This window comes from Caulobacter sp. B11 (assembly GCF_002737765.1).
GTDB lineage: Bacteria > Pseudomonadota > Alphaproteobacteria > Caulobacterales > Caulobacteraceae > Caulobacter.
The window spans coordinates 1-12,101 of sequence record NZ_PEGG01000057.1; the positions used below are offsets into that span (position 1 = coordinate 1).

General features: G+C 68.2%; 13 protein-coding genes and 2 pseudogenes. 7 read left to right on the forward strand and 8 right to left on the reverse strand.

The genetic code is table 11. The features are described 5' to 3' along the window. The 4 genes from CSW58_RS03780 to tldD all read left to right on the forward strand — a co-directional run. On the forward strand, positions 1 to 276 hold a 276-nt coding region (locus CSW58_RS03780; protein WP_099446367.1), incomplete at its 5' end, for a PadR family transcriptional regulator. Further along, entirely contained in the window at positions 273 to 839 is a 567-nt protein-coding gene (locus tag CSW58_RS03785) for a DUF1700 domain-containing protein (protein ID WP_099446368.1), read from the forward strand. The genes CSW58_RS03780 and CSW58_RS03785, both read left to right, overlap by 4 nt. Positions 840 to 849: 10 nt before the next feature. Continuing rightward, a complete protein-coding gene (locus CSW58_RS03790; RefSeq protein ID WP_099446369.1) occupies positions 850 to 1,650 on the forward strand; it encodes a GIN domain-containing protein in 801 nt (266 codons plus the stop codon). 57 nt (positions 1,651 to 1,707) lie between these two features. Further along, positions 1,708 to 3,138, forward strand: coding sequence for a metalloprotease TldD (tldD, locus tag CSW58_RS03795; protein ID WP_099446370.1), 1,431 nt, complete (start codon positions 1,708 to 1,710; stop codon positions 3,136 to 3,138). Between the two features lie 23 nt (positions 3,139 to 3,161). Here the strand turns inward: tldD and CSW58_RS03800 are convergent, their stop codons facing one another. The 4 genes and pseudogenes from CSW58_RS03800 to CSW58_RS03815 form a co-directional block, all read right to left on the reverse strand. Beyond that, on the reverse strand, positions 3,162 to 4,142 hold the full coding sequence (locus CSW58_RS03800) for a sensor histidine kinase (RefSeq protein WP_099446371.1): 981 nt from the start codon (positions 4,140 to 4,142) through the stop codon (positions 3,162 to 3,164). A gap of 84 nt (positions 4,143 to 4,226) precedes the next feature. Continuing rightward, a complete protein-coding gene (locus CSW58_RS03805; protein ID WP_236627633.1) occupies positions 4,227 to 5,009 on the reverse strand; it encodes a DUF4908 domain-containing protein in 783 nt (260 codons plus the stop codon). Between the two features lie 137 nt (positions 5,010 to 5,146). Then, positions 5,147 to 5,872 (reverse strand): beta-ketoacyl-ACP reductase, encoded by a 726-nt coding sequence (locus CSW58_RS03810; RefSeq protein WP_099446372.1) that lies wholly within the window; start codon positions 5,870 to 5,872, stop codon positions 5,147 to 5,149. Between the two features lie 88 nt (positions 5,873 to 5,960). Further along, positions 5,961 to 7,124 (reverse strand): annotated as a pseudogene (locus CSW58_RS03815) (acetyl-CoA C-acetyltransferase). A gap of 216 nt (positions 7,125 to 7,340) precedes the next feature. Between CSW58_RS03815 and phaR the strand changes: the two are divergent. Together phaR and CSW58_RS03825 are read left to right on the forward strand one after the other, a co-directional pair. Continuing rightward, positions 7,341 to 8,024, forward strand: coding sequence for a polyhydroxyalkanoate synthesis repressor PhaR (phaR, locus tag CSW58_RS03820; protein ID WP_099446373.1), 684 nt, complete (start codon positions 7,341 to 7,343; stop codon positions 8,022 to 8,024). A gap of 132 nt (positions 8,025 to 8,156) precedes the next feature. Further along, positions 8,157 to 8,408, forward strand: a complete 252-nt coding sequence (locus CSW58_RS03825; RefSeq protein WP_236627634.1) for a hypothetical protein — start codon at positions 8,157 to 8,159, stop codon at positions 8,406 to 8,408. Here the strand turns inward: CSW58_RS03825 and CSW58_RS03830 are convergent. From CSW58_RS03830 to CSW58_RS03845, 4 genes and pseudogenes are all read right to left on the reverse strand, one after another. Next, a complete protein-coding gene (locus CSW58_RS03830) occupies positions 8,405 to 8,716 on the reverse strand; it encodes a DNA-binding protein (protein WP_099446374.1) in 312 nt (103 codons plus the stop codon). The two genes, CSW58_RS03825 and CSW58_RS03830, sit on opposite strands and share 4 nt — an antisense overlap. Before the next feature lie 147 nt (positions 8,717 to 8,863). After that, complete coding sequence (locus tag CSW58_RS03835; protein WP_099446375.1) at positions 8,864 to 9,295, reverse strand: hypothetical protein; 432 nt, start codon at positions 9,293 to 9,295, stop codon at positions 8,864 to 8,866. A gap of 10 nt (positions 9,296 to 9,305) precedes the next feature. Beyond that, positions 9,306 to 9,709, reverse strand: a pseudogene (locus CSW58_RS03840) (hypothetical protein). 123 nt (positions 9,710 to 9,832) lie between these two features. Then, complete coding sequence (locus tag CSW58_RS03845; RefSeq protein WP_099446376.1) at positions 9,833 to 10,570, reverse strand: glycosyltransferase family 2 protein; 738 nt, start codon at positions 10,568 to 10,570, stop codon at positions 9,833 to 9,835. 169 nt (positions 10,571 to 10,739) lie between these two features. On the opposite strand from CSW58_RS03845, the gene CSW58_RS03850 reads away from it, so the two are divergent. Continuing rightward, a partial coding sequence (locus CSW58_RS03850; RefSeq protein ID WP_099446377.1) for a glycosyltransferase family 39 protein occupies positions 10,740 to 12,101 on the forward strand: 1,362 nt, incomplete at its 3' end.

Sequence of the window (12,101 nt, forward strand, 5' to 3'; positions counted from 1 at the left end):
GTGCTCGCCCTGCTCTCGCGGGCCGACAACTACGCCTACGAGATCGCCAGCACGCTCGCCAAGGGCATCGATATGGGAGAAGGGACCATCTATCCGCTGATGCGCCGCATGCAGTCGGACGGCCTGGTCGAGACCTATCTGGTCGAATCCCAAAGCGGCCCCCCGCGCAAATATTATCGCCTGACCCCCGCCGGTCATGACAGCTTCACGGCCCAAAAGGCCGAGTGGGCCGCCTTCACCCGCGCCGTGGATGACATTCTGGGAGCCGCCGCATGAGCCGCGCTGAATTCCTCACCCGCCTCAAGCGCGGATTGGCCGGACTGCCGGCCACCGCGATCGCCGACATCGTCGCCGACTATGAGGCTCACTTCGCCGACGGTCTGGCCGCCGGCCGCACCGAGGCCGAAGTGGCCTCGGCCCTCGGCGATCCCGCCCGTCTGGCGCGCGAGCAGCGGGCCGAGGCCGGCCTCAAGCGCTGGGAAGAGGCCAAGAACCCCTCGGCCGCCGCCGGCGCGGTGTTCGCCGTCCTCGGCCTCGGCGCGATCGACATCCTGATTCTGCTGCCCATCCTGATGGGCGTGCTGGGGGCCCTGTTCGGCTTCTTCCTGGCCGCGGTCGGCATCTTCGTGGCCGGCGGAGTGGTGTTCGCCGCAGGACCGTTCGCGCAGTTGCCGGGCGGACCGGCGACGGCCTTCCTGGGCGGCCTGGGCATGATGGCCGGCGCCACCTCGATCGGCGCGGTCACCACCCTGGTGACCATCGGCCTCGTCAACGCCCTGGTCTGGTACGGGCGCCTGCACTACCGGCTGTTGAAGCCGGCCATCGAAACGCAAGTCTGAGGGGGCCGGCATGATCCGCAACCTGACCATCATCGCCGTCGCCAGCTTCGTGCTCGCCGTCGGCTGTTTCGCCGGCGCCGCCGCCTTCGGGGGCCGCGACCTCGCCAAGGGCCACTGGACGATGCCGATGAACTGGCGCGTCCATGTCGACGAGGCCAATGACACCTTCAGCATCGAGCCCGGCGACCATCTCGTCAGCCAGGACGCCTCGCCGGAAATCTCCCGCACCGTCGCCTGGACGGGCGCCGACAGCCTGCAGCTGGACGTGCCGGCCGAGGTGACCTTCACCCAGGGCCCGCAGCCCGGCATGGTGATCACCGGACCCAAGGCGATCGTCGACCGGGTGATCGTCGAGGGCGGCCGGGTGCGGCTCGACGCCGACAGCGGCGACCACACCCTGACGATCGACGACAGCGGAATCCGTTTGCGCAGCGATCGCGACCGCCTTCGGATCGCCATCACCGCTCCGGCCGTGCGGGCGATCACCCTCAACGGCAGCGGCGACCTGGCGATCAAGGCCTATGATCAGCCCGAACTGGCCCTGACCATCAACGGCAGCGGCGACGCCGTCGCCGAGGGCAAGACCGGCAAGCTGACCCTGGCCATCGCCGGCTCGGGCGAAGCCGATCTCAGCGGCTTGACGGTCGGCGACGCCAGTATCCGCCTGGCCGGCAGCGGCGAGGCCGAGGTCGACGCCACGGGCGCGGTGGTGGTCGATCTGGCGGGCAGCGGCGACGTCTCCCTGCTGGCCAAGCCGTCGAGCCTGACCACCAACGTGGCCGGCTCCGGGGACGTCCGTCAGTCCTGGTAGCGGCAAACCCGCGCGGGGGGTGATGACGGAAGCGGTCGAAGCGCCTACCTATGGCGGATGACCGTTCCCCTCATCGCCCCCTCCCTGCTGGACGCCGCCGGCGTCGATCCCGAACGCGCCCGCCAGATCCTCGGCGAGGCCCTGGCCGGGGCCGACGACGGCGAGCTTTTCATCGAACGCTCGGAAAGCGAATCCTTCGTCTTCGACGACGGCCGGCTGAAGTCGGCCTCCTATGATTCGGGCGAGGGTTTCGGCCTGCGGGTGGTGGCGGGCGAGACCGCCGGCTACGCCCACGCCGCCGAGATTTCTGAAGCCGCCATCGGCCGGGCCGCCGACGCCGCCAAGCTGGCCCGCCGCGGCTATGCCGGGGTCAGCGCCGAGGCCCCCCGCGCCACCAATGAGCGGCACTATGGCGAGGACGATCCCGTCTCGTCGCCCGCCTTCTCCGACAAGGTCGCCCTGCTCCAGGAAATCGACGCCTTCGCCCGGGCCCGCGATCCGCGCGTGGTTCAGGTGATGGCCTCGATGTCCGGCGAACGCCGGGTGATCGAGATCCTGCGGGCCGACGGCCGCCTGTTGCGCGATGTCCGCCCGCTGGTCCGGGTCAATGTCCAGGTCACGGTCGAGAAGGACGGCAAGCGCGAGGCCGGATCGTCCGGGGCCGGCGGCCGGGCCGGCTTCGCCGCCTGGATCAGCCCCGACAGGTGGCAGGAGCAGGTCGACGAGGCCCTGCGCATGGCCCTGGTCAATCTTGACGCCGTGCCCTGCCCGGCCGGCGAAATGGACGTGGTGCTCGGCCCTGGCTGGAACGGCGTGCTGCTGCACGAGGCGGTCGGCCACGGCCTGGAGGGCGACTTCAACCGCAAGGGCATCAGCGCCTTCTCGGGCCGGATCGGCGAGCGGGTCGCCGCCAAGGGCGTGACCGTGTTCGACGACGGAGCCCTGGCCGGTCGACGCGGGTCCCTGACCATCGACGACGAAGGCACGCCCACCGAACGCACCATCCTGATCGAGGACGGCATCCTGGTTGGCTATATGCACGATCGGATGAGCGCCCGACTGATGGGCATGAAGGCCACCGGCAATGGTCGTCGGCAGTCCTACGCCCACATGCCGATGCCGCGCATGACCAATACCGGCATGCTGGCCGGCCAGGACGATCCGGCCGAGATGATCGCCTCGATGAAGCGCGGCCTTTACTGCGCCAATTTCGGCGGCGGCCAGGTCGACATCACCAACGGCAAGTTCGTCTTCCAGTGCACCGAGGCCTATCTGGTCGAGGACGGCAAGATCACCGCCCCGGTCAAGGGCGCCACCCTGATCGGCGACGGGCCAAGCGCCCTGACCCGGGTGACGATGATTGGCAATGACTTCGCCTTCGACCCCGGCATCGGGGTCTGCGGCAAGTCCGGCCAGGGCGTGCCCGTGGGCGTCGGCCAGCCGTCACTGAAGATCACCGGCCTGACCGTGGGCGGCACGGCGGTCTGAACCCGCCGACCTCGCGCCGAGACCTAGACCGTCAGCTTCAGGGTGAAGCTGGCGCTGGGGCCGGGATTGGTCGTCAGGCTCGCCTCGGCCTGGCGCACCAGGCCGCTCATCAGACGATGACCCAGGCCGCTGCGGCTCTGGTAGTCGTCCGGCAACCCGCAACCATTGTCGGAAACGGTCAGGGCCGCCCCGCCGGTCTCGACCCGCAGGACAATGCGGATCTCGCCCGAATCGCCGGGGACGAAGGCGTGTTTCTGGGCGTTGGTGACCAGTTCATTGACGATGGCGCCGATGGCGACGGCCCGGTCGCGGCTGATATGGAAGGGCTCCGCCTCGCAGAGGATGGCGATCGCCCCGGCCGTGAGCCCCGCGTCGTCGAGATCCTCGCAGAGCGCGCCCAGATAGGCCCCCAGGTCGATCGACTCGCTGCTGGCTCCCGCCGAATAGAGCCGCCGATGGGCCCGCGCCACGCCGATGACCCGCCGGGCGGCGTCGGCGAGACCCGCCTTCAAGGCCGGATCCTCCGCCTTGAAGGCCTGCAGTTCGAGCAGGGAGACGACCATCTGGAAATTGTTCTTCACCCGGTGGTCGACCTCCCGCAGCAGCAGGTCGCGCTCGGCCAGGCGGGCCTGAAGCTCGGCCATCATGATGGCCGCGAGCGCCACTTCAACCGCGCCTGAGACGAAGAAGGCCCCCACATTGACCGCCATCAGGTGATCTGTGAGCGCGAAGCTGAACCGGGGCGGCAGGACGAAATACCAGGCGCCCACCCCCGCCACGATCAGGGTCGCAAGGCCGGCGCGCCAACCTGCCAGCAAGGTCGCCAGCAGGGCCACGGGATAGACGAGGCCGAAAGGCAAGGCGCCCGGAGCGAACTGATCCAGCACCACGCGCGCCAGGCCTGAAAGCCCGATGCACATCAGGGTCACGCCGAGCTCGATGCTCCAGCGCGGCGCCACGCCCGCCGCTCTTCGTACCCAGTCGCCGCCGATCAACCGTCGCATATCAAGCCCCAGACCTGTCTTGCATGCGAGGGGAATTTCTCTCGTGCGTCAACAGCTTGCGGGATCGCTCGCCCGCTCCGACGCTCAGCGGTCAACAACCTGGATGATTCGCTCGGAGGAGGGCCGCCCGGCCAGACCACGCCCCGGCGCATAGGTGACGGTCAGGCCGCCGTTCTTGAGCACCGCGCCGGGTTTGGCGCCCTCGGCCAGCAGCACGCGCGCGATGCCGCTCAGCAGGCCGCGGTCGCCGTTGCGCGCCATCCGTTCGAACGCCTCGGCGGTCACCGTGGCGGCGTCGGCGACCAGCACCGAGGTCTCCGGCGTCGCGTCCTGAACGGTCTCGAAGCGCACCGGGCGCTGGGCGGCGCGGCTGGCCCGGGCGCTGGCCTGAAGCAGGCGCTGGAACAGGGCGTTGACCGAAATCACCGCCGGGGGCTGGATGGAAGACGCCCGCCCGGCGAGGGCCGCGGCGGCGCCGGTCGGGCGTTCGGCCGTGAACAGGGTCATGCCGCCCAGCTTGCTGGCCCGCAGGACCGACTCGCCCATCTCGTTCTTGTAGATCACGTCGCCGCGCGGGGCCGGATGCGGCGACAGCACCCAGACCTCGGAGCTGTTCTCGAACTTCAGCAACGGTTGCGGCGTCTGTCGGTCGAGCACGAAGGTCGCGCCGGCCTCGGAAACGTAGCGGGCGACGGGCGGCGCGATCGGCTTGCGCGATTCGGCCGAGCCGCGGCTGCCGAACAGGGCGTCTCGAAGATTGTGCGGCGTGGCCTGCGCCGCGACCGGCCCGGCGATGCTCGCCAGGGCCAAGGCCAGAACGAACGCGCAGCCTCCAGGCGCAGACATCTCCACCGATAAACTCTTCATGCGGCAGTCATGATCCGCGATCGGGGCGAATCTTGGACGCGAAACATCTTGTTGTCGCCACGCATGCCCCAGATACGCCTAGTCCCCGAAGCCAAACGCTCCCGCCGAGCGCAATCCAGCCGGCGGGAGCCCTTTGGTCAAGCCGCCATATACTGTCCGCCGTTCAGGGTCAGGGTGGCGCCGGTCACGAAGCCCGCGCGTTCGCCGGCCAGGAACGAGACCATGTCGGCGATCTCCTCGCCCTTGCCCAGGCGTCCGACGGGGATGCCGGCGATGATCTGGGCCAGGACGTTTTCCGGCACGGCCGCCACCATTTCGGTGTCGATATAGCCGGGGCAGATCACGTTGACCGTGACGCCCTTCTTGGCGTTCTCGAGGGCCAGCGCCTTGGTGAAGCCGATCAGGCCGGCCTTGGCGGCGGAGTAGTTGGTCTGGCCCATCTGGCCCTTCTGGCCGTTGATCGAGCTGATATTGATGATCCGGCCCCAGCCCTTGTCGCGCATGCCTTCGATGACCGGGCGGGTCATGTTGAAGGCGCTATCCATGTTGACGCGAATGACTTCCGACCACTGCTCGTAGGTCATCTTGTGCAGCATGCCGTCGCGGGTGATGCCGGCGTTGTTGACCAGCACCTCGATCGGGCCCAGCTCGGCTTCGACGGCCTTGACGGCCCGGGCGCAGTCCTCGAACGACCCGACATTGCCCTTGACGACCATCACGCCCAGCTCGTCGGCCGTGGCCTTGGCGGCGGCGTCATTGCCGGAATAGCCGGCCGCCACCTTCATGCCGTCGGCCACCAGGCGCCGACAGATTTCCTTACCGATCCCGCGGGTGCCGCCGGTCACGAACGCAACTCTCGCCATACAAATCTCTCCCTGGACTTCTTGTTCTTTTGCCGAAAACGCCGCGCCCGCCGTCAAGCGACGGGCGCGAGGGGTGTCAAAGAGGGCCTCAGACGGCCTCGACGCACATGGCCACGCCCATGCCGCCGCCGATGCACAGGGTCGCCAGGCCCTTCTTGGCGCCCGAGCGCTTCATCTCGTGCAGCAGGGTGGTCAGGATGCGCGCGCCCGAGGCGCCGATCGGGTGGCCGATGGCGATGGCGCCGCCGTTCACATTGACCTTGGACGCGTCCAGACCCAACTCGCCGACCACGCACAGCGACTGGGCCGCGAAAGCTTCGTTGGATTCGACCAGGTCGAGGTCGGCGACGCTCCAACCGGCCTTTTCCAGGGCCTTCTTGCTGGCCGGGATCGGGCCGGTGCCCATCACGTCAGGCTCGACGCCGGCATTGGCCCAGGAGGCGATGCGGGCCAGGGGCGTCAGGCCGCGCTTCTTGGCTTCGTCGGCGCTCATCAGCACCAGGGCGGCCGCGCCGTCATTGAGGCCCGAGGCGTTGGCCGCGGTGACCGAGCCGTCCTTGGCGAAGGCCGGGCGCAGGCCGGAAATGGCGTCGAGCGTCACGCCGTGACGGATGAACTCGTCGTCCTTGACCACCGTGTCGCCCTTGCGGCCCTTGATGGTGACCGGAACGATCTCGTCGGTGAACTTGCCGGCCTTCTGGGCGGCCTCGGCCTTGTTCTGGCTGGCGACGGCGAAGACGTCCTGGGCTTCGCGGGTGATCTGCCAGCGGCTGGCGATGTTTCTCGGCGGTCTGGCCCATGTGATAGCCGTGGAAGGCGTCCCACAGGCCGTCCTTGATCATGGTGTCGACCAGGGCCAGGTCGCCCATCTTCTGGCCGTTGCGCAGGCTCTGGGCGTGGGCGCCTGGCTCATGCTCTCCTGACCGCCGACCACCACGATATTGGCGATCTGCTGAGCGCCCAGAGCGACGGCGCGCAGACCCGAACCGCAGAGCTGGTTGAGGCTCCACGCCGGGCTGGTCACCGGGATGCCGGCATTGACCGCGGCCTGGCGGGCCGGACCCTGGCCGGCGCCGGCCTGCAGCACCTGGCCGAGGATGACCTCCTCGACGTCGGCGGCGGTGATTCCCGCCCGCTCGACCGCCGCCTGGATGGCGATCTTGCCCAGTTCATGAGCCGGCAAGCTGGACAGCGCGCCGAGGAACGAGCCAACCGGGGTTCGGACGGCGGAGACGATGACGATGTCGCTCATGGCGAGGCTCCCAAGACGAAGATCCAGGCGCTTCGCAGTTGCGGCGCCCGTGTTTTTGCGGTGCAGCAGCACCATGCCGAAACGAACGAGGTTCGTCACCGACACATTTTCACGGGATGTTGCGCGTTCCAAGTGCTCGCGACACTGGCGCCATGCCTTTGCATTCGCGATAGTGCAATGCGAAAAGACAGGGACAACGCTGTCCTAGGGAACGAAATGTCCGAGAACACCGAAAACGGCGAAACGCCCGCGGGGCTCAAGCCCGGCGAAAAAAACGGCGGTCAGCGCGTCATCATCAAGAAATACGCCAACCGCCGCCTCTACAACACGGCGTCCAGTTCGTATGTCACGCTTGAACACCTGTCGGACATGGTCAAGGAGGGCGTCGACTTCGTCGTCTATGACGCCAAGTCCAATGACGACATCACCCGCTCGGTGCTGACCCAGATCATCTTCGAGGAAGAAAATCGCGGCGGCGGCCAGAACCTGTTGCCGATCCAGTTCCTGCGGCAGTTGATCGGCTTCTACGGCAATTCGATGCAGGCCTTCCTGCCCAGCTATCTGGAAATGTCGCTGGAAAGCTTCACCAAGCAGCAGGAACGCATGCGCGGTCAGTTCGCGGGCCTGGCGCCCAGCGCCCTGACCCCGGCCAAGATGCCGACCATCGGCGTCGGGGTCTATGAAGAGCAGATCCGCCAGAACATGGCGCTGTTCGACCGGGCCATGAAGATGTTCTCGCCCTTCGCCTATGCCCGGCCCGAGGACGGTTCGGCGCCCGCCGCGACCGAGACGGCGGCGCCCGCCGCCGCGCCGGCCCCGAGCGAGGACTCCCTGGCCGACCTCAAGCGTCAGCTCGAGGCCATGCAGGCCCAGATCGAGAAGCTGGCCACCAAGCCTTAACCACGCCGGCCCATGCGTTCTTAACGGTCCCGGCTCTAGGGTCGGGACCATGAACGGCCCGATCGATCCCATCTCGCGCACGCCCTCGGCCCGCCGGGCGCTGACCGCCCCCCCTCCTCCGACCACGCATCGGTGGACGAGGGCGAAGAGGAGGTCGTGTTCGTGCGCGATGAGCAGCCCGGTCGCTCGTCGCCGCCTCCGCCCCGTCGCGGGGCTTTCGCCACCTTCGCCGCCCACCTGATGGGTCAAAGCGGCCAGAAGCGCGGGCTGCGCGGTGGGCAGGAAGTGCTCGACGCGGCGCGTTCGACCTATCTCGGGACGGAATATTCCGGGGATTCCGATCGCCGCCCCCGGGCGGGCGTGATCCGCAAGACCGAGATCTAGGGCTTCAGCCGAGCCAGATGGGCCTCGAGGGCCGCCACCCGCGCTTCCAGATCCGCGACCTTCTGGTCGAGCCCGACCGGCGACAGGGCATGGCCGCCGACCCCGGCCCGCAAGGCGGCCTCGGCGACCGACACGCCCAAAAGTTCAGCGAATGCCGCGACTTCCGTCTTTGAGAGCTCGCGCTGGTCCTTGAAGGCCAGGTCCAGCTCGGCCGGGCTCATGCCGGCCACGGCGGCCAGAACCGCTCGCCCCACGCCGCGCTCTGCCAGGCGGGCGTCATACCAGAGGCGATCGAAGAACAGGGCCATAGGCGGCGTCTAAAGCGAGACGCCGGCTTGGCGCCAGTCTTGCTTAATCGAAGGTGAAGACCCTTCGAGCGAGCCCCGCGTCATGTTCACCATCATCATCCGCTTCTTCGACATCGCTCTGGTGACGCTGATCTTCTCGGCGCTGACCTAGGGCCTATCGCCTTCTTCGATCAGCCAGCAAACCTCAAGGTCATCGGCCCAAGGTGAAATCTGGCCTCGAAATTGCGCTCGCGCCACCACGTTAGCGCTTTCACCGACCCTTAGACGATCCCCGATCGACACCCGCAGCTGATCTCGTCGCTGCTGATCCTCAGCCAATGCGCCGAAGCCATCGCCGGCGTCACTGACGACCTCGCCACTTTGAAACGCCGCCGCCCATCGCAGCCAAATAGCCCAGGACTCCATCGCAAGATCGAACAGCTCTGGCGACGCTTCGGCGAGACGATATTGACTCGTGAATTCATCGATATCGTCATCAAAGACTAGCTCGTAGACGTGCGGACAACCTCGAAAATCGGCGATGCCGGCACGGGGGCCGTCGTGAACGTCGTCGACGGTGTAGACCTTTTCCCACGCCAATCGCGCTGACCTAGTTCGCGTCACCGAAGTCGACATCGCGGCGGGCCGCGACGATGGTGACGATGAAGCCGGCCAGCACGTCCAGCAGCACCATCACGGTGAGCAGGAAGAAGACCGAGGTCGCGAAGGCCGGGGCGAGCAGGAACTCGACCAGGCAGACGATGAACAGCACCATCGACAGCGAGTGGTTGATGATCGCGATCTTGCGGCTGGTGGTGGATTTCAGCAGCTCGACGAACAGCACCACTAGGGCCCCGGCCAGCAGCAGGTCGCCCAGGCTGACCACCCACTCGGCCCGCGAGGTCATGTGGATCGTGAACAGTTGCTCGCTGAGGCGCTGGAGGCGCTCGGAACCGAAGCCGCCGGCGACCGTCAGGACGATGAGATTATAGACCAGCACCGCAGGGCCAGCAGCGGAACGCGGCGAACATATGATCTTCCCCCTAGAGCCGCTTGAACGGCGCGCTAGGATTAACCGTATTTCGGTCCGAGGTGAAGCTGGCGCCGCCCCACGCGCGAGCCGGCCCGCGAAAGGCCCTAGGCTTCGTCGACGCCCAGCGGATTGCGCAGCCGCGACTGCAGCCACATCACGCCCAGCAGATCCGAGACCGAGGCCTTGAGCCGGCCGAAATTGGTGTATTTCGACACGCCGCTTTCCCGGTGGCGGTGGTTCACCGGCTGGAAGTCGACCTGATAGCCCTCGCGGATCATCAGGGCCGGCAGATAGCGGTGGATGTGATCGAAATAGGGCAGCCGGAGAAAGGCCTCGCGGCGAAAGGCCTTGAGCCCGCAGCCGGTGTCGTTGGCGGTGTCCCTCAGCAGGCGCTTGCGCACGCCGTTGCCCAGCTTGGACGCCCAGCGCTTGGCCGAGCTGTCCTGGCGCTTGACGCGCTCGCCGCCGATCAGGGCCACCTCGGGGGCCGCGGCCGCCAGGGCCCTGGCCAGGCGCGGAGCGTCGGCGGGATCGTTCTGGCCGTCGCCGTCCAGGGTAATGACGATCGGGGCCCGCGCCGCCAGCACGCCGCTGCGCACCGCCCGGCTCTGGCCTGAATTCTTGCGATGCGACAGCACGCGCAGCTGCGGAATCTCGGCCTTCAGGGCGACCAGCAGCGCCTTGGTGTCGTCGCGGCTGGCGTCGTCGATGAAGATGATTTCGTGGTTCTCGCCGGCGAAGGCGGCGGCGATCTCGCGCGCCAGGGCCGGCGCGGCGCCGCCCTCGTCGAACACGGGAACGACAATCGAGAAATCGGGCGCTGGGGCGGTGCTCGCGGTCATCTGTTTCTAATACCGGAAAAGTCGCGTCGAGCCCGCCCTTTTCAAACCCCTCGGTTTGAAAAGGATAAACGGGCTCGAATCCAACATCTTAGAGCGCGATCACCGCCGAAACCGGTGTCCACTTTCGGCTATCGCGCTCTTCCGAAAGGATCGTGCTATTCCAGCAGCCATGACGCTTGAATCTCGCCTCGATGACTGGAGCCGCGGTTGGCGCGGCCCGCTGTTCGCCGCCCTGGTCGCCCTGGTCGCCGGTCTGCCCGGCCTGTTCACCATGCCGCCGCTCGATCGCGACGAGTCGCGGTTCGCCCAGGCCACCGCCCAGATGCTCGAGACCGACGATCTGGTGGTGATCAAGTTCCAGGACCAGCCGCGCTTCAAGAAGCCGGTCGGCATCCACTGGCTGCAGGCCTTGAGCGTCACGGCCCTCTCGGCGCCCGAGGATCGCGGCATCTGGGCCTATCGCATCCCGTCCCTGCTGGGCGCGATGCTGGCGGCGGCGGCCTGCGCCTGGGGCGCGGCGGCGCTGCTGGGACCCCGCACCGGCCTGCTGGCCGGGGCGATCCTGGGCGCCACCTTCCTGCTGTCGACCGAGGCCTTCATCGCCAAAACCGATGCGGCCCTGTGCGGCTTCACCACCCTGGCCATGGCCGCCTTCGCGCGGATCTATGTCGCCAGCCTGGCGGGCGAGACGTCCGATCGCTGGACCAAGGTCGCCTTCTGGGTCGGCCTGGCCATGGCGGCCCTGATCAAGGGGCCCGTCGGGCTGATGGTCGTGCTGCTGACTGGCCTGTCGCTGTGGGCCTGGGACCGCAAGGCCCCGTGGGCCAGGAACCTGGGCTGGAGCTGGGGCCTGATCCTGTTCGCCGCCATCGTCGCGCCCTGGGCCACCATGATCACCGTGGCGACCGACGGGACCTTCTGGTCGACCGCCGTGGCCGGCGACCTGGCCCCCAAGCTGGCCGGCGGCCAGGAAAGCCATGGCGCGCCGTTCGGCAGCTACGCTCTGCTGGCCGCGCTGCTGGTCTTTCCGGCCACCCTGCTGCTGCCGGCCGGCCTGACCCTGGGCTGGACGGGCCGCCGCGAAGCCGGCGTCCGCTTCGCCCTGTGCTGGCTGATCCCGACCTGGCTGCTGTTCGAACTGCTGCCGACCAAGCTGGCCCACTACACCCTGCCCGCCCTGCCCGCCCTGGCCATGCTGATGGCCGCCAGCGTCCGGATCCCCCTCGGCGGCGTTTCGCGGACGATCGGCGCGGTCCTGTCGGCCCTGGCCGGGGTGCTGCTCGCCGGTCTCGTGGCCTATCTCTACACGGCTCATGGCGATCCGGGCGACCTGCCCATGACCGTCCTGACCGCCGCGCTGTTCCTGGTCGCCGGCGGTGTCGGCGCGGCGCTGCTGATGCGCGGGACCGCCGCCACCGCCCTGGTCGCGGCCGGGGTCCTGGGGATCCTGGCCCACGCCGCCCTGGTGGGCCTGTTCGTCCCGCGTCTGGAGCCGCTGCTGCTGTCGCCGCGCCTGGAGACGGCCCTGGAG

What these genes read in the sequence shown, in the direction of transcription:
- CSW58_RS03805 (WP_236627633.1), bottom strand. Translation starts at nt 5,009, where the DNA reads ATGAAGAGTTTATCGGTGGAGATGTCTGCGCCTGGAGGCTGCGCGTTC.
- CSW58_RS03830 (WP_099446374.1), bottom strand. Translation starts at nt 8,716, where the DNA reads ATGGCCCTGTTCTTCGATCGCCTCTGGTATGACGCCCGCCTGGCAGAG.
- CSW58_RS03810 (WP_099446372.1), bottom strand. Translation starts at nt 5,872, where the DNA reads ATGGCGAGAGTTGCGTTCGTGACCGGCGGCACCCGCGGGATCGGTAAG.
- CSW58_RS03790 (WP_099446369.1), top strand. Translation starts at nt 850, where the DNA reads ATGATCCGCAACCTGACCATCATCGCCGTCGCCAGCTTCGTGCTCGCC.
- CSW58_RS03800 (WP_099446371.1), bottom strand. Translation starts at nt 4,142, where the DNA reads ATGCGACGGTTGATCGGCGGCGACTGGGTACGAAGAGCGGCGGGCGTG.
- CSW58_RS03845 (WP_099446376.1), bottom strand. Translation starts at nt 10,570, where the DNA reads ATGACCGCGAGCACCGCCCCAGCGCCCGATTTCTCGATTGTCGTTCCC.
- CSW58_RS03785 (WP_099446368.1), top strand. Translation starts at nt 273, where the DNA reads ATGAGCCGCGCTGAATTCCTCACCCGCCTCAAGCGCGGATTGGCCGGA.
- tldD (WP_099446370.1), top strand. Translation starts at nt 1,708, where the DNA reads ATGACCGTTCCCCTCATCGCCCCCTCCCTGCTGGACGCCGCCGGCGTC.
- phaR (WP_099446373.1), top strand. Translation starts at nt 7,341, where the DNA reads ATGTCCGAGAACACCGAAAACGGCGAAACGCCCGCGGGGCTCAAGCCC.